We start from the raw sequence: 23,831 nt of genomic DNA on the forward strand, positions 1-23,831 counted from the left end.
GTTTTTTATGGGTGAAATTTACTCTGGGTAACTATTTACTAACAGAGTTGCTTTAATTTCATCATTTATTGCAACTGCTTTTTTCGCCTTAAAATCAAAATGTACTAATGTTGTGGTTCCAGTTGCACACTTTTTTTGCTCCTGCCATAACTCCTGATATACATCAAAAGAACTGCTACCTATGCGGCTAATATAAGTCCTAACTTGAACTTTTTGCCCGTAATAAATCTGTTCTAAAAAATCCACTTTATAACTGGCCAAAATCAACGGCCAGTTTTGCAAATCTAATTCAAGGGTAAAGAGTTTAAAAATAGGCTCGCGACCCGCTTCAAACCACCCCACCAAAACGGTATTACTGACGTGAGCTAGGGCATCGGTTTCATAAAAGCGCACATTAAACTCTTCACTAAACATCTAATACAATCTCTACTTTTGCAATAACGGTTTAAGGAAACGTGCTGTATGTGACGCTTCTACTTCACAAATATCTTCAGGGGTGCCTTGCGCAACGATCATGCCACCACCAGACCCACCTTCAGGCCCCAAATCTATGACCCAATCTGCCGTTTTAATAACGTCTAGGTTATGCTCAATAACAACCACTGTATTACCATGATCACGTAACCTATGCAGCACTTCTAATAGCTGTTTAATATCATGAAAGTGCAAACCTGTAGTGGGTTCATCCAAAATATATAGGGTTTGGCCGGTATCTCGTTTGGATAACTCTTTCGCTAACTTGACACGCTGTGCTTCCCCACCCGATAAAGTAGTAGCCGCTTGCCCTAAACGTACGTATGACAAACCTACGTCCATCAAGGTTTGTAATTTACGGGCAATCGCAGGAATAACGTCGAAGAAGGGGCGTGCTTCTTCTACTGTCATATCTAATACCTGATGGATATTTAATCCTTTATACAGAATTTCCAATGTTTCGCGGTTGTAACGTTTGCCTTTACATACATCACAAGGTACATACACATCGGGCAAAAAGTGCATCTCAACTTTGATCACACCATCGCCTTGGCATGCTTCACAGCGTCCACCTTTGACGTTAAAACTAAAACGTCCAGGTTTATAACCACGAGACCTGGATTCTTGGGTTCCAGCAAACAATTCACGCACTGGCGTAAAAATACCTGCATAAGTGGCAGGATTAGAGCGCGGAGTTCTGCCAATTGGGCTTTGATCAATATCCACGACCTTATCCATAAACTCCATACCGGTAATGGTTTTATAGGGTGCAGGCTCGCCTGTAGTGGCGCCATTTAATTCTCTGTGAGCAATCCGATAAAAGGTATCATTTATCAAAGTCGATTTACCTGAGCCGGACACTCCCGTTACGCAGGTCATTAGGCCTAAAGGTGCTCTAAAAGTGACATTTTGAAGGTTGTTACCTGTTGCGCCGGTCAACTCAACCCACCTATCTTGGTTAATTTCAGTTCGTTTCACAGGAATTTCAATTCGTTCTCTACCAGACAGATATTTACCGGTTAGTGAACGTTCACTATTTTTTATATCTTCGATAGTTCCCTGAGCTACAATTTCGCCACCGTGTACGCCAGCACCTGGGCCAATATCCAGTACAAAATCGGCAGCTCGAATAGCATCTTCGTCATGCTCAACCACTATCACTGTGTTGCCTAAATCGCGCAAGTGAACCAGAGTCTCAAGTAACCTTGCGTTATCTCTTTGATGTAGTCCAATAGAAGGCTCATCTAGAACATACATAACGCCCACTAAACCTGCACCAATTTGACTGGCTAACCTAATCCGCTGAGCTTCACCTCCAGATAAGGTATCGGCGCTCCGTGAAAGGGATAGATAATTTAAGCCAACGTTGACCAAAAAGGTCAATCTATCATTGATTTCTTTAAATATTTTTTCTGCAATTTTTAGGCGTTTGCCGGTTAAGGTAAGCTCAGCGAAAAACTCCAAAGCATCAGCAATGGACATATCAGTAATGACATTTAATGGCGTTTCACCAATAAATACGTTTCTGGCCTCTAATCTGAGGCGACTTCCAGAACAACTAGAGCAATGTTGTTGACTAAGATACTTAGATAATTCATCACGTACCGCATTGGATTCAGTCTCTTTATAACGCCGCTCCATATTAGGAATGATCCCTTCAAAGGGATGTTTACGTTCCATAATGTCGCCGCGATCGTTAATGTATTTAAACTTTAACGAGGTGCCTTTACTGCCGTACAATACAATGTCTCGTGCTTCTGCATCCAACTCTGCAAATGGCACAGCCAGATCAAACTTGTAGTGATCGGCTACTGCTTGCAACATCTGAAAATAATAATAACTGCGTTTATCCCAGCCACGAATAGCCCCGCCAGCCAAACTAATTTCGTCATTGGCGATAATACGATGTGGGTCGAAAAACTGCCTAGTCCCCAAACCATCACAACTTTGGCAGGCGCCAGCAGGATTGTTAAAGGAAAATAAGCGTGGCTCTAATTCCGCCATGCTGTAACCACAATGTGGGCAAGCAAAATTAGAAGAAAACACCAATTCTTGTTTATCTGGTTCATCCATAAAAGCGACGGTTGCAGTACCGCCAGACAAGTTTAAGGCTGTTTCAAAAGACTCAGACAAACGTAGTTTTAAATCTTCGCGCACTTTAAAACGATCAACCACCACTTCGATTGTATGTTTTTTATGTAAGTCGAGGTCTGGCGGATCTGATAAATCGCAGACATTGCCATCAATTCTGGCTCTGATAAAACCTTGTGCGGAAAGATTTTCGAGGGTTTTTAGATGCTCACCTTTGCGTGCTTGAACTACAGGAGCAAGTAACATCAATTTAATATCGGCTGGCATGTCTAACACGCGGTCAACCATCTGACTGACAGTTTGTGCATCGAGTGGCACATGATGTTCAGGACAACGAGGTTCCCCAACCCGTGCGTACAACAAACGTAAATAGTCATAAATTTCTGTAATAGTACCCACAGTAGAACGTGGGTTGTGGGAAGTGGATTTTTGCTCGATGGAAATAGCCGGCGATAAACCTTCTATATGATCCACATCAGGCTTTTCCATCATGGATAAAAATTGTCTGGCGTATGCCGACAAGGATTCGACATAACGTCTTTGCCCTTCAGCATACAAGGTATCGAAGGCCAAAGAAGATTTGCCCGAACCAGACAAACCCGTTATCACGGTTAATTTGTCTCTGGGTATATCTAGATCAATGTTTTTGAGATTGTGGGTGCGAGCACCGCGTACTTCAATTCTATCCATTTTTGACTTGTATCGGATCCAAAAGAAGAAGTATTACACACTCTTGAAACTAGCTCTATGGCAACGCAGATTATCTTTTTACCAGCTCACTGCCACTAATCAAAAATGTCGTTTAAATTGTTTGTCAAAAAAGAATCTATGCTAGACTTGTTGGCCATTTTAGCATCCAGCTTTTCATTTTCTGATAATAGACAAAACCTTGAATTCTACCGAACTTCGCAGCGCTTTTTCTCTTGCCTTTGTGTATGTGTTACGCATGCTTGGCTTGTTTATGGTGATGCCCGTCATAGCCATTAGCGCTAAAGAATACCCCGATTATTCAGCTTTTCTTGTAGGGCTGGCGATAGGCGGTTACGGTTTGACTCAAGCATTATTGCAAATTCCCATGGGAGTGTTATCAGATAAAATTGGTCGAAAACCTGTTATTGCCGGCGGTTTAGTCATTTTTGCCATTGGCAGCATTGTGGCTGCAACTGCAGATAGTTTAGCTTGGGTCGTAGTTGGACGTTTTCTGCAAGGTGCTGGCGCAATAGCAGGGGCAATCATGGCCTTAGCAGGCGATTTAAGCCGCGAAAGCCAGCGCCCAAAAGTCATGGCGATTATAGGTATTTCTATTGGTTTCTCCTTTTATTTAGCCTTACTTTTAGGCCCTATTATTGCGAGTCAATTTGGCCTAAGCGGTATATTCTTGATGACGGGTGTCTTAGCTTGCCTGTGCATTTTTTTGGTGTTGTTTGTGGTACCTAACGCAAAAAACATCGCGCCTAAGGGCGACACTCTGCCCGTTATTGATGATCTAAAAAACCTTTTTCTACACCCTCAATTAATACGTCTAAATATCAGCGTGTTGCTGTTACATATGCTGATCACCCTATTGTTTGTGCAAATCCCTGTATTTCTAATCGACTTGGATTGGCCCCTTGCCACTCATTGGCATGCATACTCAATAGTATTAGTTGCCTCAGTTGTTGGTCTAATAGGCCTTATGGCCTTAGCAGCCAAACACAAACAAGGGGTCATGCAATTTAGCGTTGCAGGTCTAGCAATAGTATTTGCTTTGCTAATATTCGGCCAACATTCGATTATTTATTTAATGCTATTAGTTAGCTTGTTTTTTACCTGTTTTAACTATCTCGAAGCGAATTTCCCCGCTATGGTTTCAAATATAGCTCCAGCCGGCAAAAAAGGCTCGGCCATGGGGGTGTACGCCAGTTTTCAGTTTTTTGGTGCCTTTTCAGGTGGCGTTTTATCCGGCAGTATCGGCCAGTTTTTAGGCATCCAATGGGTATTTGGTTTAGCCAGTATTTTATGTTGTATCTGGTTGCTGATAATCAGAGGTTTGAACGCGACGAATAGACTGAAACGTTATACACTTAAAACCAATAAGCAAACATCAAGTCTGACTTTACAGCAGCTTTCAGAACTCGAAGGCGTGGTAGACATAACGGTTGTTCCAAATGAACAGGTTATGTACATAAAGGCAGAACAACATTTCGATATTCAACAAGCTCGGCTTGTACTGAATTTAAAAGATTAATTAGGAGGCAAAATGGCGAGCAAAGGCGTAAACAAAGTAATTTTAGTGGGTAATCTAGGTAAAGATCCTGAAGTAAGATATACCCCAAATGGCAAAGCCGTTGCCAATTTAACCTTAGCCACATCAGAAAGTTGGAAAGATCAAAGTGGCCAGATCCAGGAAAAGACTGAATGGCACCGCGTATCCATGTTTGGTAAGTTAGCTGAAATTGCAGGCGAATACTTGCGTAAAGGCAGCCAAGTTTACATTGAAGGCAAACTTCAAACCCGTAAATGGACCAACAAAGAAGGTCAAGACCAATACACCACAGAAATCGTTTTAGACCCGTTCAATGGCGTTATGCAAATGTTAGGCAGTAAAGGTGGCGGTCAATCTGAAGGTGGTTTCCAAGGACAACAACGTCCTGCAGCGGCACCACAACAATCCAATCAAGGCTACCAGCAGGCGGCTCCACAACAGGGCTATCAACAAGCACCTCAGCAGAACCAGCAATATCAAAAGCCACCAGCTCAAGGCGCACCTCAACAACAAAATCAAGGCTTCAACCAAGCACCAGCGCAAGGCCAACCCGCACCTATGGCTGAACCAGATTTTGATTTTGATGATGATATTCCCTTCTAGGCTGGAATATTTATAGAAAGTAAAGAAAAGGTGGGCGTTTGCTCGCCTTTTTTGCTTTTAAAAGAAAATTTACAATTAAAATCGGTATTTTTTGTAAACTTTTTAAGAATTACGTTATGGCGAAACTAAGTTTTTAGTAAAGTGTGTTTATTTTCGCCACTCTAAAACATTCGTTGTTAGAGTACATGATTCGACTTTTGAAATTACTTTTTATACAAGGTGATGCCCGCTCGGCATGCATTTCTAAGAATAAAAGTAACAGCTAATAAAAAGTGAGATTTATGATTAATTTTGCCGTTATCGGCACCAGTAAAATTACAGGATCATTTATTGATGCTGCCATGCAAGATGCGAGGTTTAATTTACATGCGGTGTATTCTCGTGATATCGACAATGCACAAGCCTTCTCAAAAAAGCATAAAGCAGCGCACTTCTTTGATGATTTAAATGCGCTTTGCAACTGCCAAGAAATTGATGCTGTTTATATTGCTTCCCCGAATAGTTGTCATTCACAACAAGCGATTCAATTATTGCAGAGCGGAAAACATGTGTTATGTGAAAAACCCGTAGCAGTAAATTCCCAACAACTCAAAGCAATGATCGCAGCGGCCAAAGAAAATAAAGTATGTTTCATGGAAGCTATGATGATTTCTTTCTTACCCAATTATCAGCAGATTAAGAAATACCTTAAAGAAATTGGCAAGGTCACAAAGTATGCAGCTTCTTTCTGTCAATATTCATCACGCTACCCTGCTTATTTAAAGGGTGAAAATCCCAATACTTTTAACCCAAATTTTGCTAATGGTTCATTGGTCGATATTGGTATTTATCCGCTTTACCCTTTGATAGATATGTTTGGTTTACCTGAAAAAATCACCAGTCAATGCAGCAAGCTTGCTTCGGGTGTAGATGCATGTGGTGATGTTTTATTAAGTTACAATAATCAAGAAATACAATTGCAAGCAGTGGTGGGTCATTCGAAAGTCAGTAACGGTAATAATAGCTGTGAATTACAGGGTGAGCTAGGTCGCCTAACTTGGCAACACCCTTCTTTATTTCATTCTGTAGTTTTACACTTAAATAACGGCGTTACCCAAGAACTAACACTTCCACAAACCGAGAATAGAATGACTTATGAGCTAACTCACTTTATTGATTTAGTTGAAAATAATCAGCTTGAGTCCAGCATAAACACTTGGCAGCTATCAAAAAATGTACTTCAGGTAATAGAACAAGTTAGGCAACAACAGGGCATTATTTATCCGGGCGAATGTAAAGTATCTACACATAGGCACAATCACTCTGGTCAAGGCGCTCAAAACTGTTGATTGGTTGAAAGATGGACAGTTTAGCCATATTTTCATTTTTTTTAGTTAGTTATTATGCCTGTTATCAAACGGGGGCATGAAGTTGTTACCTATGTCTTCTTATATACATGAGGCTATATTTAGTGAAAAATTTATCAACTTTTCTGTCTTTATTGATGTTAAACCTTCCCTTCCTTGCTACGGCTGGGGTCATTAATTTAGGTAGCGCAGATGGTTATATATTTGCTGCTGCGAATAGTGACAAATGGGGCGGCAACTTACTGCTTGGTTCACAAGCGCATATTTTTGGAAATGTAGCTGCATCAAACACTTTGGAGTTAGGATCAGGTGTTATTGTTGATGGAGATGCTTGTGCAGGCATAACTAATAATTGGGGTGCTACGGTTGCGGGAACAGCAGGCTCTTGTATTGATTTTACTCAGTTGGCCAATGATATAAGTGGCGCGGCGGCTCAAGCACAAACATTTGCAGGTACTGATTTAGGCAATGTATCGGGAAGCTCAGAGGTATTTGGAAATGGACTACAATCCTTTTTAATCAATGATTTACTGCTTGCTGGTGGCGATACATTAACTGTCACAGGCAGTGCGGATGACTATTTTATCTTCAATGTTTTTGGCGGGGCGAAATTAGGTTCTGGTGCAAATATATTATTGCAAGGTGGGGTCGCTGCTGAAAATGTTATCTTTAATTTTGTAGCAAATCCTACTTCCCATAGCTTTGAGCTTGGCGGTGCTAATATAAGTGGTACGTTTTTATCATCGGGGCGCACATTTATTATCGGGGATGGAGCTACGTTAAATAATTCAAGGTTCTTCTCGACAGAAAGCATAGTTGCTAACGTACAAGATGTTCGCTTTCCTACTAATGCTGTAACTCAAGTGCCAGCTCCACCAACACTTGCTATCTTTGCTTTAGGTGCGGCGATGGGTTTAGTAATACGTCGTATTAAAAAACAATCTTAGTTTATTTACTTTCGAATCCTTTAAACACTGGACGTTATGAACAGTGTTTTTTGGTTGATAGCCCGCAAAATCTAGTGAATAAGAGAACTATCACTTCTACACTCGATTAATCTAATACCAACAATAGTTGCATTACTTCATCAAAGTTTTGAATATTTAATAACTCTGCTTTTTGTTCTAAAACACTAAAATCGCGGTGCCCTGCCGCTGCAAAATATAAACATGAGAGCATAAATAATACTAGCTCATCTTGTTCATTACCTTTCTCAATGGCCTGGCTCACTTTATCCAAATGACCAATTTGTTTTACTAAACTTGCATCAATATGCCACAACGACAGCATTAATGACGAAGCCGAATAAAGACTGATCCCCATAGACTCGCGAATATGCAGATTAAGTGAGCCCAAGTCATCTATACCTTGTAATGAATACAGCATCATTTCGTGCCTATATGCACTTTTATGACTTAACAGAAAGACGCCTAATAACGAAAAGACTAATACTTGCTCTGTTAACCCTATATCAAACTTAAGATCGGCAGTTATTTGCTTACGCACATGTTGAAATAGTTTAGGGGCTAATAAAAAAGCTTGGCTGTATTGTTCAATAATGACCTGCTCTAAGTGGCCTTGCAACGCATCTTTCACAGCAAACACAACAGCAAAATTAACAACTGTGTAGATGCCTAAATTTCGACTGATCGCTTCTTGAATATTTTTGGGCGTTTTACCATATATGGCTTTACTGGCTTGTCCCATAATACGACCTGAAAAAATAACATCCTGACTAACAATCTCAATTACCCGTTGCAAATTAAGATTGTTTCGATCTTTTTCGAGTAATAACTGCCGACAACTGGCAGGCATAGGGGGCATATTTTCTGCTATTTCGGTTAGTTTTAAAGAATTAGTTTCAACACTGCACACTAATGATAATTCACGAAACTGAGATGCAGTAATACCGAATTTTTTTCGAAAAGCTCGCTCAAATGTAGCTCGCTCTGAATACCCAAGTGTAATAGCTAAATCATCAATCTTAGTTTGCATTGTCAACAATGCTTTTACACAAAGCTCATTTAAAAACTTACTTTGAATAAGTTTATAACTGGTTTCTTCTTGAGTGAGTTTGCGCCTAAACGAGGTCATACTCATGGCCAATGCCGATGCACATTGTTCAATGGTCAATGACGCGGGTAACTCTCGTTCGCTTAACAAACGATTGACAGCCTCAGTAACTAACAATGATGTTTGGGGACTATTCATCGGCACAAATTTCTAATTAAAACAGTATTATGGACTTTCTTGGCTTTTATAGACACTCTTAAAAACAGAAGTTAAGTGGGTGTGGAAAGGTAATTCAATCACCGTAAGCAGACTCGACTACGATAGGCAGACTTGGCGGAGGCACCAGAACAATCACAAGAGTTATTACTGATCGAATTGGTGACTTTCCTGTTAGATCGGAATGAGAAGTCTCTGATATATGGATTTCCTGAGTGAATTTTGTGGATTAAATTCACTTAGGCCTAATATCGGTATCCAACACTGACATAAACCGCCCTAGGTTCGCCCACAAAATAGCGATAACTGCCAAAACCAAAATCGGCTCTTTCAGCATAATCCTCATCGGTTAGGTTAGTCACTCTTGCGCTGATATCTAGTCTTTCATTTAATGCCCAGCCAGTTCTGAGATTAAGTAAGTTGTGCCCCCTATATTCAGCGCTGTTTTCTGGATCAAGATAGTAATTACCTTGATGCACCCACTCCAGTTCAATAAATTCGCCTGAATCACTCCGCCAGCCCAGTTGCAGACTCCCCATATGTTGTGGTGCTGTGTCTATTTCATTGTCTTGGATATTAGTCTGACTTAGCCTTAGGTTTGAGTCGTATCGATGTTTAGCAAAGGTACCATTGGCAGATGCATAGAAATGTTGCCACTGGTAACTTAGTGCCAGCTCTATACCTCTATGAGAGGTTTCACCATTACTGATATTTTGCCTATCGGTATCCTGGAAAATAAAATTGTCTTTTTGCATAGAGAATACAGTGACGTCATAAAAGAACGCCTGAGCCTGACCTCTTAAACCCAATTCAACGGAATCCACGTTTTCAGCATCAAGTTCAGCCACTGTTTGTCCGGCTTGAAGTCTAAATAACTCTGTGGCTTGTGGCGCCCGATAACCAGTGGAATATTGGGCGTATAGTCGTTTGTTATTGCTTAAGGCGTAATTTGCATTTATTTGATATGACCATTGGTGATAATCAACAATTTGGTCTTCAGGGCGAGTAAATCGACAATTTTCAATACCTAGCGCACATGCACTGCCTGCACTTAAATTATTGTTATAGTCATACTTAGTACGTTCATACCTTATACCTGCGCTAAGACTTAAAAGACGCGTTGCTGACCATTGAAGTTGTGCAAAAGGAGAATATACACTTGCATTTACTTTGTAATCGTAATGAATACCAGCAGGCAAGGTAGGCGAAAAGTCTTCGGTTTGAGTTTCAGTCAATTTGCCATTGCTATAATCCACATCAAAACCACTCAACCACATTAAATCACCGTAGTCCTTTTGGAATTGTAGTTGCGCCCCGACACTTGCTTGGCTGTTTTCCTCAAGGGGTTGCCACGGGACAAAATGTTGTAAAAATTGCATATCTGTCCACCTTACATAAGGCGTAATGGTTAGACTGGTTGAGTCGTTTTCAACATAACTGATTTGACTATAGATGCGCATGGACTGGCTATCTCGAAAGGCTTCAGGATTAGGATTTTGTCTTTTTATTGCCGAGTCCTTATACACCTCAAAGCCACTTATAAAACCGGCAGTTTCTTGATTTATATTAGTGGCCGCTAATACATTTTTAACCTGCCATTTACCATCTTGATATTGATGTATCAGGTTAATTTTTTGCTGTTCAAAACCACTGTCATGCAAATAACCTCCGTCTTTTGTAACGTTGCCATATAACAAAAAACCATGTAGTTCGCTATTTTTAGACAAGCTAAACATGCCACGGGAGTAATCATGGGGCCCAATACTCAAGGACAAACTTGATTGTGCGGTATCAAAAGGATTGGGCGTCAACACATTTATGACCCCATGCTCTGCATTTGAGCCGTACATAGTACTGGCTGGGCCCCGCAAAACTTCAATGGAAGATGCCTGCTCAGTATTGGCGTCGAACAATTGATTTACATTGCAAAATCCGGGGGCACGTAAAGAAATCCCATCTTGAGCAATAAAAAATGCACCACAGCCACCTGAACCGGTAAGCACAGGTGAACGGATAGCAGTTAAGTGTTCTTGGCCATTACCTCGACTGATCCAGCCACCCGGAATGCGTACCAAAGCTTGATTGATATGTTGCTGCTCAATCAATCTTAAACTTTCATCGTCCAACCAACTAATGTTGCTGCCAATATCCATTACATTGTTGCTTGCACGGGTTGCGGTTACAGTGATTTTGTCAGTGGATGGTTCTTGAGTTTGGCCTAATCCCGACAGACTCGCTAACGCTAACATTAGAGCGAGATAACTAAAATTACAGTTCAAATAAACTCCAGCTGTGACAGCTTTATATTGGATGAGGTGAAGTGTAAGTCAATATCTGCTGCAAACACACCAGGGTATCTAAATTAATTTAGCCGAGTATCGCCTGTATTCTGTTGCATATTTTCTCTTAGTTGAGAAGGCAAGGTTCCAAACATTAATCGAAACTGGCGGCTAAAATAGCTGTGTTCAGAAAAGCCACATCGATAAGCCACATCGGCTATGGGTAAACGGGTTTCGATTAACATTCTACGGGCACTTTCTAAACGAATTTCATTGATAAATTGTTTCGGAGTTTTAGATAAATATTTTTTAAAGCGCCTTTCAAGAGCACTGACTGATATAAAGGCAAGTTTAGCTAAATCTTCAATTTTCAAGTCTCGGTGAAAGTTTTCACGCACGTATTCTACAGGTGCCTTTATGGCGTCAATGCTAGATAATACCTGTGATGCTTTAGATAACAAGCGGGTAAACCCATAAGAACCGATGATGTTATTCTGACGATCATATAAGGGTCTCTTCGAAGTTGAAAACCAAGCAAACTCTCCAGACTTAAGAATGTTTAACTCCAATCGGTCCGTGATCACAGCGCCGTTCATCACACTTTTATCGTCAACGATAAATTGTTTGGCAATATGAGGTGGAAAAAACGCTTGGTCTGATTTACCTAATACATGAGAAAGTGAATGCATGCCAATGTGTTCAACAAACATTTGATTTGCATAGATCACTCTACTTTCGGTGTCTTTGATCCAAAATATCACATCCGTTAACAAGTCAAACATGCTAAGGATTTGTTCAATTCCAATAACTTCTTGCAGAAAAGGGTAATGTCGAAGGCTGCTATTTTCGGGCATAGTTTAGTGACTTTAACAAGGACAACGCCGAAATTATTGCATACAAGAGGGGGCTTGTTCCACTCACTTATGGCAACATTATAAATAATGACCTCGAAATCCCAAAATTATAATTCGACAATACAAATACTCTGGTCCAGTAAATATCAAGCCCAACCTTACTAGGATTGATAGCTACACTCATTAACTGACATTCTATTTATCTAAAACCCTCCATTTTTATCCCATAAATCATTGGATTTATTAAATAAATCGTACTAGTTCAAACACATATAAGACTAGCGCTTTAGGCGGTTTTTTGCTGTAATGGAAGCCAGTTTAAAGCAATAAAGTCTGTGACATGAAAATTGGTTGGCGCAAATTTATTAAAGGTCAATTTAGCAAAGCCTCAAAATTTCATTCCGTCGGGATCGAAATTGGCGTTGACGATTTTCATGTGTCTACCTTACAAAAAATTAAAGGCAAGCTTAATTGGGTAAAACAAGACTCATTGCCAATTGAAAACTGGCAAACTGCGCTCAAAACTTACGTCGAAGATAATAACCTTGCGAACACCCAATGTAATATCGCTTTTTCTATTTCAAAGTATCAACTATTGCAGCTCGATCGGCCCGCAGTTGAAGATGCTGAGGTGATTCAAGCCTTACAATGGACGGTTAAAGAACAATTATTTAGCGACGAAGAACTTGTTATAGATTATTTTGATCCCCCGACTGCTGCTGCCTCTACTCTCAAAAATTTAAATGTTGTTGCGGTCAGCAAACGGGACATAATAGAAGTTCGCGATGGCGTATTAAAAGCAGGTTTAGCACTGAACATCATAGGAGTTGAGGAACTAGCAACCTGCAATTTGGTTATTCCAAGTGACGACGCCATCATTACCTTAAAACAAGAAGAGGGCGGGCAACTTATTTTAAACATTGTTAAACGTAACGAATTGTACTTTTCTCGGCGTCTACATGGTTATGAAAACTTGGCTAGTTTTTCACCAGAAGAATTAAAAATGGGTGTTGTCGATAACTTAAGTTTAGAAATTCAACGTTCTATGGATTATTTTGAGAGTCAGTTACGCCAAGCACCGGTCAAAAAAATCTATATTTCCTTAGATACAACCCATCAAGATGCCTTGGCAGAATTTATTAAAGATGTCATTTTTGTACAAGTAGAAAAATTCATTCCTAATGTCACAAAAAAGCCGGATATGCCAATAACACCATCAAGTCTCGCAAGTTTAGGTGCCGCAATTGATAACGCAAGTTTGCTCGCCTGATGAAAAATAGAGTTAACCTTTATCATCTAGAGTTCCACCCACAGCTACGCCTACTGTCTCTGCCTATCGTTATCGGTAGCTGGATGTTTGCGGTACTTTTTTGTAGTTTACTGTACTTTTATTTGGCAGCTGAACAACAAAATATCCAATCTAAAATTGCCAAGATAGAACAAAACAAGCAACAGCAGGGAGTATTGCTTGAAGAACTGCAAAACGCTGTAGACAGCTTGGAAGTTGACCCAGAACTGCTCAAACAAGCAGAAACAATCCAACAACGTATCAGTCTAAAAAAACGCGTTTTAAATGAAGTAGTGGGTCAAGAACAACTAAAAGCAAATGGATATTCAAATCTGATGATTGATCTCGCTAGTCATAATCAAAATGGACTATGGTTAACCCATATAAACTTAAATGGCATAAGTGTCATAATAGAAGGTGCAGCTACAGATTCTTCTTTGATACCAAAATGGCTTAGTTCTTTAGGCCAAACTGATTATTTTAGTGGACAAGAATTTGCCGACACTAGGCTTTATCGTGACTCTGAGCAACAACTTAATTTTGTTATTTCAACGGGTAAAGAGCTAAAAATAGAAAAGGACTCTAATAATGAGTAGCTCTTTAGCTCAAAAATATAAAAAACTCTCGAGTAAATTTCTCGAAGTGACCTTACGTGAACAGCTTTTAATCTTGTTTTGTGGCCTAGTCGTTTTGATATTGCTGATGTACACCTTTTTATTAGAGCCAATATTAGACAATTCAGTAAAGCTACAGCAAAACAGTACTAGTGCCGAAAAAGAGATATCGATCATGCTAGACCAAGTGGCTATATTGAGCGACAAACTTAAGACTGACCCAAATGGCCCGGTACTTGAAAGGATCGTCCTATTAAAACGCCAAATTCAGGACCTAGTCGAGCAGTTAGCGGCGCAAACAAATAAATTAGTACCGGCCAATAAAATGGCAGGCATGTTAGAAAGTGTTTTAGTTGGTAGCAAAGGTTTAAAATTAATTGAATTACAATCAATTGCACCCACTCCTATATTATTAGAGCGGCACGAAGAGGGCGAAGAACCAAAGGATGGACTTTATCGCCACGGAGTAACGCTGATCTTTGAAGGAAGTTATTTCGATATTCAACAATATCTAGAAAAACTTGAAGCATTACCATGGAAATTCTATTGGAAAAAATTTGACTACCTGGTTGGCGATTACCCAAAGGCAAGTGTTGAATTAGAAATATACACTTTCAGTACCAACAAAGCTTTCATAGGGGTTTAAGAGCAGATGAAACAGTTATTTTTAGTATTATGTTTTTTCTTTGTCAATGTGCATGCCAAGACACTGCCAGATCCCACTAAACCTAGCCCAAATAAATCTATCTTTAATAATGGAGAAGACTCAAGTTCTTTGACATCAAAGGAGCTTAAATTAACCGCGATCATCAATAATAATCAAAGTATGCAAGCTATTATAAATGGAAAGAGTTTTACACTAGGGCAACAAGTACAAGGCTACAAAGTAATTTTTATTAGTCAAAATCACGTACTATTAAATAGCGCAGATGGACAGCAGACACTTTACGTCAATAACAACAACATTAAGAAAGACATAAATAATGGTTTCTAATAAATTACTTTTCCTGAGCATAATAGTGACTATTTGTGCATGCCAAAGTCAGCAGAAAACATCAGCGGTGTCTCATTCTTTAGACTCTGCTGTTGCCGAATATGAAAACGAAAATAAACAACCACAAAAGAAACTGCCTTTACAAACAGTACCTGACGAAATTAATCAGGCTTTGTTACCTAGTCCAAATGATGTATCCAGCCAATTATTTGGAGAAACAAAATATGATATTAATGCACAAAAAGTGGATGCGGGCGCTTTTTTTAGCAGCATAGTCAAAGACACGCCTTACAGTGTCGCTATCCATCCAGACGTTACCGGAGAAATATCACTAAATTTAAAACAAGTGGCATTAGTAGATGTATTCGATCTAGTCGCTGAAATATATGGTTATGAAATTGAACGTAAGCGCAATATCTATCGCATTTATCCTTCAGGAATGCGCACTGAAACCTTTGCCATTAATTACTTATTAATGACTCGCGATGGTTCTACACAAACCAGTATCACCTCAGGCGGGGTGTCTCAGGAATCTGGAAACAATAGTAGCAGTAACAATTCGCAAAACAGCTTCAGTGGTAATTCAAGTAATTCGGGCAGCAACAACAACTTTAGTTCCGGTAGTAATAGCAACGGTACCAGTATCTCTACTCGCACCGAAACAGATTTTTGGGCCGAATTATTAGCCACCTTAAAAACTATGTTGGGTGATGGAGACGGCAAAAGTGTAATGGTGACACCTCAAGCCGGTTTAGTGACTGTGCGCGCTATGCCTAAAGAAATTAGAGCGGTTAAGGCATTTTTAGATGTGTCTGAAGAAATTATTCAAAGACAGGTAATTCTCGAAGCAAGAATTATAGAGGTGGCACTAGATGATGGTTATCAACAGGGCATTAACTGGGGGCAAATCTTAGCCAACAGTGGCTCAACTGACTTTCAGTTCTCTAACACCGCAGGCAACCTAGGAAATAGTATCAGTGCCGCATTAGGCAATATAACCAGCTTGTCATTTATTAATAAAGATTTTTCAGGGGTATTATCACTGCTATCGACTCAAGGTAATGTGCAGGTGTTATCTAGCCCCCGAGTAACCGCAATCAATAATCAAAAAGCGGTGATTAAAGTAGGAGACGACGAATATTTTGTTACTGATGTGTCTAGCCAAAGCACCATATCTAGCAGTACCACATCTGTGGTGCCCAATATTGAGTTGACCCCCTTCTTTTCAGGCATAGCTTTAGATGTCACCCCACAAATTGATGCTGATGGCATGGTTTTATTACATGTACACCCTTCAGTAATTGAAACTCAAGAGCAAGAAAAAATAGTAACCTTGAACCAAGAACAATTTGTACTGCCTCTTGCTCAAAGTAATATTCGCGAATCTGATACAGTCATTCGGGCTAAATCTGGTGAGATAGTAGTGATTGGCGGATTAATGCAATCTATTGTTTCTGAGTCAGAGTCAAAAACGCCGTTACTCGGTGATATTCCATATTTAGGCAATCTGTTCAAAAATAAACAAAACAGTGAAATTAAAAAAGAACTGGTGATTTTGATCAAACCAACAGTGGTTGATAAAGACACATGGAAACAGCAGTTACGACGTAGCAGAGATCAAATGGCCGATTGGCTGCACGTGGATTAAATCATGTATCTATACCACTACGGTATTAAAGAACTACCTTTTACTTTAACCCCTAACACCAGTTATTTTTTTGGGCTGCCCAGTCATAAAGAAGCGATTCAGGTGTTATTAACTGCACTCAGAACTGGCGAAGGCTTTATTAAAGTCACAGGTGAAGTGGGTACAGGTAAAACCCTAATTTGTCGTAAATTATTAAATGAATTACCCGACCATTTTGTGGCCGCTTATATTCCCAATCCCTATCTTACCCCTACTGAGCTTCGCCGTGCTGTGGCAAGTGAGTTAAATGTGGCATTAACTGACCATGCTGACCAGCAAGAGTTTACCCAGCGCATTCAACAGCGCCTTATACACATACACCAAGAAAACAAAGCTGTTGTGCTTATTATTGATGAAGCACAGGCACTTCCAGTAGAGAGTATCGAAGCACTTAGGTTGATTACTAATCTCGAGACTGAATCACGTAAGTTGTTACAAGTGGTATTGTTTGGGCAACCAGAGTTGAACGATAAATTGTCTTTGCCTGAACTAAGACAATTAAAACAGCGCGTAACCTTTTCGTATACTTTGCAATTAATGGATGCCGATCAGGTTTACCAGTATGTTAAACATAGGATGAATGTGGCGGGTTATCGTGGTGGTGAACTGTTCGACCGAAAATGTTGCTCGTTGCTTTTTAAGGCCAGCAAGGGAACCCCAAGAATAGTGAATGTTTTATGCCATAAAGCCTTGATGTTAGCCTATGGCGAGGGTTTGCAAAAAATCACTCCTTTACATGTAAAATTATCCATAAAAGATACCGAAGCCGCGAGTCAAACTAACAATGTTTTACTTATATCATCGGTAAGCGTTTTGGTTGTTATGTTGGCCTTTAGCCTTGTTTATTTTACTTGGTTGGGGTTCGCTAAATGAGCGTTGTGAACAAAATGCTACAGGATTTAGAAGCCCGCCAGTCTCAGACTAATGAGATAAAATCTGATTATCATCCACCACCCAAAAAGCAATCAAAGTTATTAGTTTTGCTACTGTTAATTTTAGCTCTTTCCGCCATTATTTTTGCCTTAACAGATATCAATCAACTGTTTGCTGAAAACCAAACCAATAAGGTTACGGCATCTACGGATACTCAACCTTTATCACCTAGGGTGACAAAAAAAATGGCAGTCACCCCCGAAAAGGTATTACTAGAAACGATTCAGCCACAAAAAACCGCGGAACACCTTACTAAAGATACACTCGTAACAACTGCCACAGAGATAGAGATGGCAAGTAACCTTTTAGCGGATGAACAAATACAATCACAACAACCTAAAACGCCCATAACTAGATTAACCAAGCTAGCAAATGTAGACATCCAAAATAAAGCACTTGAAGCGCAAAGCAATACCGAAATGAGCAGTCAAGAGACCGCAGAGCAAACCTCTAGCTTTAGCATGACTGGCAGTAGTCAGGAAAATAACGCCAACAGTTTGAAACAACATATCGCCGAGAGTCTCAGTAATGATAATCTCGACCTAGCACAATCCTTATTATACCAATTATTAGAAACTGAGCCGGATAATATTAAGGCTAGAAAAAAATTAGCTTCGTTACTATTTGCACAAGGTAATTACGCGCAATCGAAGCAGCTACTCGTTCAAGGTATGGAGTTACATCCGACTCAAAGTGACTTGAGGTTGATGTTGGCGCGATTGTACGTGGTTCAAAAAGAGCCTTCACAAGCCTTGAATATATTGGTTGAATTTCAGCCTAGTATAGACAACCAAACTGAATACTTAGCCTATCGCGCAGCTTTAGCACAGCAACTTAAGCAAACAGAATTAGCCAAGTCAGATTATCAAGTTCTGGCTAACGTCGAACCGACCAATGCAAAATGGTGGTTAGGCTTAGCGATAGCAGAAGACCAATTGGGCGAAATAAAGATGGCAGTACAAGCGTACAGTAGGGCCAGTTCACTTGGTCAATTGGATGGTTCAGTAGGTGAGTTTATGCAACAACGAATTTCAGTATTAGCAGGCACACAATGAAACCTAAAGCCAAAATACGCTTAGGCGATTTACTTGTTCAACAACATATTATCAACGAAGAACAGTTGATGCAGGCCCTTGCTGCGCAAAAGGAATCTGGCCGCAAACTAGGCTTTATGCTTATAGAGCTTGGGCTAGTGACCGAAAATCAGCTGCTGACATTTTTATCACAGCACCTAAATGTACCTCTGGTTGACATCAGCCAATATGATGTGTCACTAGCGGCAGTTAATATGTTGCCTGAAGTACAAGCCCGCAGGCACCGTGCTTTGGTACTTGAAGATAAGGGTGACAGATTACTCGTAGCGATGAGCGACCCAGCTGACTTAGCTGGCATCGATGTATTATCAAGGCTATTGCCCAAACCGATAGACGTGGCTGTGGTGAGTGATGCACAACTAGTCCAAGCCTATGACAATTTATATCGTCGTACCGATGAAATTGCTTCGTTTGCACAAGAGCTTGCCGAAGAATATCAAGATGTGGCCGAATTCGATTTTAACGCAGGCGTAGGAGACGACCAAGACACAGCTGTTGCCAGATTATTACAATCTATATTTGAAGATGCGGTCCAAGCCAAAGCGTCAGATATCCATATTGAACCTGATGAATCGATGTTACGCATTCGGATGCGGGTAGATGGTGTTTTGCAGGAAAACGTGATCAAGGAAAAAAACATCGCATCTGCTTTAGTACTCAGGCTCAAATTAATGTCGGGACTAGACATATCTGAAAAACGCTTACCTCAAGATGGTCGCACCAGTATGCGTATCAAGGGGCATAGTATAGATGTGCGGGTTTCGACTATGCCCATTCAGGCAGGCGAATCTGTGGTTATGCGTTTACTTGATCAATCTGCCGGTCTATTGACCCTTGAGCAAACGGGCATGCCGAATAATTTATTGACACGTTTTAGAAGTTTATTACACCGTCCACACGGCATGATTTTGGTTACCGGCCCTACCGGCTCGGGTAAAACCACTACTTTGTACGGTGCTTTAAGCGAATTAAACACAGCGGCATCAAAAATTATTACAGTCGAAGACCCAGTGGAATATAGGCTGCCAAGAATTAACCAAGTACAGACTAATAATAAAATTGGGCTCACTTTTTCAAACATATTGCGCACCACATTACGCCAAGATCCTGACATTATAATGGTTGGGGAAATGCGCGATCAAGAAACAGCCGAAATTGGTTTACGTGGCGCATTGACGGGTCACTTAGTACTGTCTACCTTGCATACCAACGATGCGATTAGTAGCGCAGTTCGATTATTAGATATGGGTGCACCTGGTTACTTAGTCGCCAGCTCATTACGTGCTATGGTGGCACAAAGATTAGTACGTAAAATATGCAAAAATTGCAGCGAAGATTACCGCCTTAATACCGAAGAGCTGCTTTGGTTAAATAACCTAGATGATAATTTAAAAGCCATTAACTTTAAACGTGGTAGAGGTTGTCAGAGTTGCAACAAAACCGGTTATAAAGGACGGATAGGCGTATTCGAATTACTTGAAATGACCGAAAGCATGATGAATGCATTAAAGCTAAATGACACTATCACCTTCTCCCAAGCGGCACATAAAAGCCCAGGCTTTGTACCTCTGGCTAAGGTTGCGCTGATGTATGCAAAAATGGGGATTACTACAGTAGACGAAGTGCTTAAGTTAATTGAAATGGTGGCAGATGAACGGGCAATAACTCAACCAGTTAGCACTGAAACAATCGAACAAGAATTAGCGCAAGTAGTGGAAGAACACAATACCAATGAAACATCGAGTGATGAAACACCTAAGGCATCTGGCTTTTCGTTAGAACTAGAGCCGCAGAACCCATTACCTGGAGGCGACGGTGGCACAGTTTAGCTATACAGCTAGAAAATCCAGCGGCGAACTGGCAACAGGTGTATTAGAGGCAGCAGATGCTTCATCTGTGGCACAAATATTAGCCGGGCGCAGCTTTACTCCCATAGAGATCACTGAAAACACCCAAAAACAGACCGCTGAATTAACCCAAATTTCGTTTTTTACGCCTAATATTACTCTCGATGACTTAGTGATATTTTCTCGGCAAATGTATTCTTTAGCCAAGTCTGGGATCCCCATTTTACGTGCTGTTAAGGGTCTGGCTGATACCACTAGTTCCAAACGGATGGCAATTGCCTTGGATGATGTGGCAGAGCAGCTGGAACGTGGACGCACCTTATCTTCAGCGTTACACAAACATGAAAGAATATTTGGCCGATTATTTGTCAGCATCGTACATGTGGGTGAAAATACCGGTAAATTAGATGAAGCCTTTTTACAGCTATCATTTTACCTTGAGCGCGAACAAGAAACTCGTAAGCAGATCAAGGCCGCCACTCGCTACCCTATGTTCGTATTGATAGCCATAGTTATCGCTATGGTGATCATGAATATTGTGGTCATTCCTATTTTTGCTGAAATGTTTTTGTCATTTGGTGCTGAGCTGCCACTGATGACACGTATATTGTTGGCAACATCTAACTTTTTCATTACTAAATGGCCATATTTATTAGTAGGGATCACCCTAGCAATCTTCCTTTTAATTAGGTATTTGCGCACCGAAAACGGCCGTTATAAATGGGACAGAACTAAGTTAAAGTTACCTATAGTAGGCAGTCTTTTTGAGCGGACTTTGTTAGGCCGATTTGCCCGTAGTTTTTCTATGATGTTGATTTCTGGTGTGCCGTTAACCTCGGCGCTTAATTTAGTCGCAGAAGCTGTCAGCAACGCCTTTATGGCCGAGCGTATTTTGGGTATGCGTAAGAATATCGAAAAAGGTGAAAGTTTATCCAGAGTAGCCAGCAATAGTAAATTATTCACTCCATTAGTGTTACAAATGATAAGTGTAGGTGAAGAAACAGGACGAGTAGACGAGTTATTGGCAGAGGTTGCAGAATTCTATGAGCGAGAAGTCGACTATGATTTAAAAAGCCTTACTTCAAAAATAGAACCCATTTTAATAACAGTTGTGGCCGGCATGGTCTTAGTTCTGGCTTTAGGTATTTTCACCCCTATGTGGGATATGATGGGGGCAATAAAAGGCTAACATTATGAATAAAAATCAAGCAGCAGACGAGCGCAGTCGTAGCCTCTTTATTAACATCACAGTAGTAATGGTATTTGTTAGCTTAATGTTGGGTTTTATTGTGTATTTAAACGATGGCTCAACCAATATCAAACGTGTTGCATTGGAAAATTTAGCCGAGCAGTTTTCTACCAGCGTGAGTAATTCACACTGGCAATGGCAAGGTGAAGGACGACCTCAAATCGTGATGTTGGTTACTTATGCTAATAAATTAGGTGAAAATAACACTTTAGTAGAAAAAGAAAGAAAACCTATATTTATGAGCCACTTAGGTTGGCCAAAAGCGGAACCAACTTCAGAAGGTTGTGCTAATATTTGGAATATGGTGTTGAATATTCCCATGGATATAGAGGGTTTTAAAATTTTTGCTGAATATTATGATGGACTAAAACTGAACAACAATGCACTGGACTCTGTTTGCCGCTATCGATTATCCACCGGCCCATACTTCGAATACAAAGTGTTTTCGGGTCAAGTTTTAAAGGTAAAACAATGACTAGTCTATTAAAAAATATCACAAGTAAAAATCCTTGTAGGGACGTACCCATGAGCAATAATAACGCTAGAGTAGAGACAAACATGCAAAATAAAACAATTCGTTATGGCTACACCAAAAGGATGGCTTCGGGTTTCACCCTAATTGAACTAGTCATTGTTGTGGTTATTTTAGGTTTATTAGCCGCAACAGCTTTGCCAAGACTGCTTGATGTTACCGCAGATGCTGAAGATGCCACAGTAGATGGCGTAGCTGGCGGTTTTGCGACAGGTGTAGGTTTAGTGCGAGCAGAGTGGGAATTAGAAGGGCGTCCAAAAGAAAATAACGGTACTAATTCAACTTTTGTTACTATTGAAAGTATTCAAGTGGGCATAGATCAAGATACTGGTTACCCCACAGGTCAATTAGATACCGATAGCAGCAGTGAAGATGACCAAATGAGCACCTTAGACTGCGAGAGTATCTTCAATCTAATCATGCAAAGTGCCCCCACTATTTCTTCTGATTGGAACGATCGCCCATTTGAAAATTTCCGTTATTTTACCAATGTTAGAGCGGGTGTAGGTTCAGGGGGCAATGACGTATGTTATTACTATCTTACTCAAACAGTCAAAAATCGCAGCACCGAGCCTACAGATAACTTAGCAGGCAACGGTTTTATATATGATCCACGTATTGGTCAAGTGATAGTGTTTAGTAATAACTAAAAGCAGCTACGAGCTAAAAGATAAGAGCAAAGCACAAAGAATTTTGAACCACGGAGGACACAGAGAGCACAGAGGAAAAGCTAAAGAATATTATATGATGTTTTCTCTGTGCAGCGAAGCGCTCTGTGTTCTCTGTGGTGAAAAGCTCGTAGCTCAAAAAGCATACCAAGGTATGAACAAACATAACAAAAAAAGTGTAAGTAATTAATGCTAACTGGTGTTTTAATGGTATAAAACATCTAATAATTTCAGGGACTTAAGTTTAAAAACAACCCTTTGAGGACAAATAATGCAGCAACAACGTGGTTTTACATTAATCGAATTAATTATCGTGATCGTCATTTTAGGCATCTTGGCGGTAACCGCCGCACCTAAATTTATTGATATTCAAGGTGATGCAACTGCCTCTACCCTTCAAGGTGTAAAAGCTGCGTTGCAAGGTGGCTCGCAACTGGTATATGCAAAATCGGCCATTGCCGGAGAACAAAAAAATGCCAACGATGATAATTCAGCGACTAGAACTAATGATGTTGAAATTGCTGATGTAAGAGTTGAAACAGAGTTTGGTTACCCAGATGCTGATCGTATGACAGCGGATATGGTAAACGGATGGGTTGATGTTGATTTTACCAATGATTGGACCTTTGATAATACATCCTCTGCAGTTGCAACTGGCAAATTTATCATCACACCAAAAGGTAAAACAGCCGTGGCGGCAGGTGGCGATGCAGATACAAAATGCCAAGTTGTTTACACTAACGGTTCTTTAACGGCTTCACCTACGGTTATTACTGAAACCAAAGGTTGCTAGACTGCTAAAAC

21 protein-coding genes are annotated in these 23,831 nt (G+C 40.3%); 16 read left to right on the forward strand and 5 right to left on the reverse strand.

All coding sequences use genetic code 11. From position 1 onward, the window contains the following. Positions 1 to 18: 18 nt before the first annotated feature. Both GARC_RS07630 and uvrA read right to left on the reverse strand, forming a co-directional pair. Positions 19 to 414, reverse strand: a complete 396-nt coding sequence (locus GARC_RS07630; protein ID WP_007618524.1) for an acyl-CoA thioesterase — start codon at positions 412 to 414, stop codon at positions 19 to 21. A 12-nt stretch (positions 415 to 426) separates the two neighbouring features. After that, complete coding sequence (gene uvrA / locus GARC_RS07635) at positions 427 to 3,255, reverse strand: excinuclease ABC subunit UvrA (RefSeq protein ID WP_007618525.1); 2,829 nt, start codon at positions 3,253 to 3,255, stop codon at positions 427 to 429. Positions 3,256 to 3,454: 199 nt separating this feature from the next. On the opposite strand from uvrA, the gene GARC_RS07640 reads away from it, so the two are divergent. From GARC_RS07640 to GARC_RS07655, 4 genes are all read left to right on the forward strand, one after another. After that, positions 3,455 to 4,792: an MFS transporter gene (locus GARC_RS07640; RefSeq protein WP_039989098.1), complete on the forward strand. Its 1,338-nt coding sequence runs from the start codon at positions 3,455 to 3,457 to the stop codon at positions 4,790 to 4,792. Between the two features lie 12 nt (positions 4,793 to 4,804). After that, positions 4,805 to 5,413, forward strand: a complete 609-nt coding sequence (gene ssb, locus GARC_RS07645; RefSeq protein WP_007618529.1) for a single-stranded DNA-binding protein — start codon at positions 4,805 to 4,807, stop codon at positions 5,411 to 5,413. Between the two features lie 281 nt (positions 5,414 to 5,694). Continuing rightward, positions 5,695 to 6,741: a Gfo/Idh/MocA family protein gene (locus GARC_RS07650; protein WP_007618530.1), complete on the forward strand. Its 1,047-nt coding sequence runs from the start codon at positions 5,695 to 5,697 to the stop codon at positions 6,739 to 6,741. A gap of 122 nt (positions 6,742 to 6,863) precedes the next feature. Next, positions 6,864 to 7,706 (forward strand): ice-binding family protein, encoded by an 843-nt coding sequence (locus tag GARC_RS07655; RefSeq protein ID WP_007618532.1) that lies wholly within the window; start codon positions 6,864 to 6,866, stop codon positions 7,704 to 7,706. A gap of 106 nt (positions 7,707 to 7,812) precedes the next feature. Here the strand turns inward: GARC_RS07655 and GARC_RS07660 are convergent, their stop codons facing one another. The 3 genes from GARC_RS07660 to GARC_RS07670 form a co-directional block, all read right to left on the reverse strand. Further along, on the reverse strand, positions 7,813 to 8,970 hold the full coding sequence (locus tag GARC_RS07660; RefSeq protein WP_007618534.1) for an AraC family transcriptional regulator: 1,158 nt from the start codon (positions 8,968 to 8,970) through the stop codon (positions 7,813 to 7,815). A gap of 263 nt (positions 8,971 to 9,233) precedes the next feature. Next, positions 9,234 to 11,267, reverse strand: coding sequence for a TonB-dependent receptor (locus GARC_RS07665; protein WP_039989101.1), 2,034 nt, complete (start codon positions 11,265 to 11,267; stop codon positions 9,234 to 9,236). Positions 11,268 to 11,350: 83 nt separating this feature from the next. Beyond that, positions 11,351 to 12,121 (reverse strand): AraC family transcriptional regulator, encoded by a 771-nt coding sequence (locus GARC_RS07670; RefSeq protein ID WP_007618537.1) that lies wholly within the window; start codon positions 12,119 to 12,121, stop codon positions 11,351 to 11,353. Positions 12,122 to 12,461: 340 nt separating this feature from the next. Here GARC_RS07670 and GARC_RS07675 point away from each other — a divergent pair, with 340 nt between their 5' ends. The 12 genes from GARC_RS07675 to GARC_RS27630 all read left to right on the forward strand — a co-directional run bounded on the left by GARC_RS07675 (position 12,462) and on the right by GARC_RS27630 (position 23,820). Then, positions 12,462 to 13,391 (forward strand): hypothetical protein, encoded by a 930-nt coding sequence (locus GARC_RS07675; RefSeq protein ID WP_007618539.1) that lies wholly within the window; start codon positions 12,462 to 12,464, stop codon positions 13,389 to 13,391. After that, complete coding sequence (locus GARC_RS07680; protein ID WP_039989103.1) at positions 13,391 to 14,005, forward strand: PilN domain-containing protein; 615 nt, start codon at positions 13,391 to 13,393, stop codon at positions 14,003 to 14,005. The genes GARC_RS07675 and GARC_RS07680 overlap by 1 nt, the downstream gene beginning before the upstream one ends. Then, positions 13,998 to 14,669 carry a type II secretion system protein GspM gene (gene gspM, locus GARC_RS07685; protein ID WP_007618544.1) on the forward strand — a complete coding sequence of 224 codons (672 nt, stop codon included), beginning with the start codon at positions 13,998 to 14,000 and terminating at the stop codon, positions 14,667 to 14,669. Before GARC_RS07680 ends, gspM begins: the two co-directional genes overlap by 8 nt. Positions 14,670 to 14,675: 6 nt before the next feature. Continuing rightward, positions 14,676 to 15,017, forward strand: a complete 342-nt coding sequence (locus GARC_RS07690) for a hypothetical protein (RefSeq protein ID WP_007618546.1) — start codon at positions 14,676 to 14,678, stop codon at positions 15,015 to 15,017. Continuing rightward, a complete protein-coding gene (mshL, locus tag GARC_RS07695; protein ID WP_007618548.1) occupies positions 15,007 to 16,665 on the forward strand; it encodes a pilus (MSHA type) biogenesis protein MshL in 1,659 nt (552 codons plus the stop codon). The genes GARC_RS07690 and mshL overlap by 11 nt, the downstream gene beginning before the upstream one ends. Before the next feature lie 3 nt (positions 16,666 to 16,668). Next, the gene (locus GARC_RS07700; protein ID WP_007618550.1) at positions 16,669 to 17,577 is read left to right on the forward strand and encodes an ExeA family protein; all 909 of its coding nucleotides are present in this window, start codon (positions 16,669 to 16,671) and stop codon (positions 17,575 to 17,577) included. Further along, positions 17,574 to 18,692, forward strand: a complete 1,119-nt coding sequence (locus GARC_RS07705) for a tetratricopeptide repeat protein (protein WP_007618552.1) — start codon at positions 17,574 to 17,576, stop codon at positions 18,690 to 18,692. Before GARC_RS07700 ends, GARC_RS07705 begins: the two co-directional genes overlap by 4 nt. Beyond that, the gene (locus GARC_RS07710; protein WP_007618554.1) at positions 18,689 to 20,560 is read left to right on the forward strand and encodes a GspE/PulE family protein; all 1,872 of its coding nucleotides are present in this window, start codon (positions 18,689 to 18,691) and stop codon (positions 20,558 to 20,560) included. The genes GARC_RS07705 and GARC_RS07710 overlap by 4 nt, the downstream gene beginning before the upstream one ends. Beyond that, entirely contained in the window at positions 20,547 to 21,767 is a 1,221-nt protein-coding gene (locus GARC_RS07715) for a type II secretion system F family protein (protein WP_007618556.1), read from the forward strand. The genes GARC_RS07710 and GARC_RS07715 overlap by 14 nt, the downstream gene beginning before the upstream one ends. 4 nt (positions 21,768 to 21,771) lie before the next feature. Further along, complete coding sequence (locus tag GARC_RS07720) at positions 21,772 to 22,302, forward strand: hypothetical protein (RefSeq protein WP_007618558.1); 531 nt, start codon at positions 21,772 to 21,774, stop codon at positions 22,300 to 22,302. A gap of 83 nt (positions 22,303 to 22,385) precedes the next feature. Continuing rightward, positions 22,386 to 23,009: a type II secretion system protein gene (locus GARC_RS07725; RefSeq protein WP_007618560.1), complete on the forward strand. Its 624-nt coding sequence runs from the start codon at positions 22,386 to 22,388 to the stop codon at positions 23,007 to 23,009. A 289-nt stretch (positions 23,010 to 23,298) separates the two neighbouring features. Beyond that, the gene (locus GARC_RS27630) at positions 23,299 to 23,820 is read left to right on the forward strand and encodes a prepilin-type N-terminal cleavage/methylation domain-containing protein (RefSeq protein ID WP_007618564.1); all 522 of its coding nucleotides are present in this window, start codon (positions 23,299 to 23,301) and stop codon (positions 23,818 to 23,820) included. The last annotated feature ends 11 nt before the right edge of the window (positions 23,821 to 23,831 follow it).

Source organism: Paraglaciecola arctica BSs20135 (genome assembly GCF_000314995.1).
In the GTDB taxonomy this organism is placed as follows: domain Bacteria; phylum Pseudomonadota; class Gammaproteobacteria; order Enterobacterales; family Alteromonadaceae; genus Paraglaciecola; species Paraglaciecola arctica.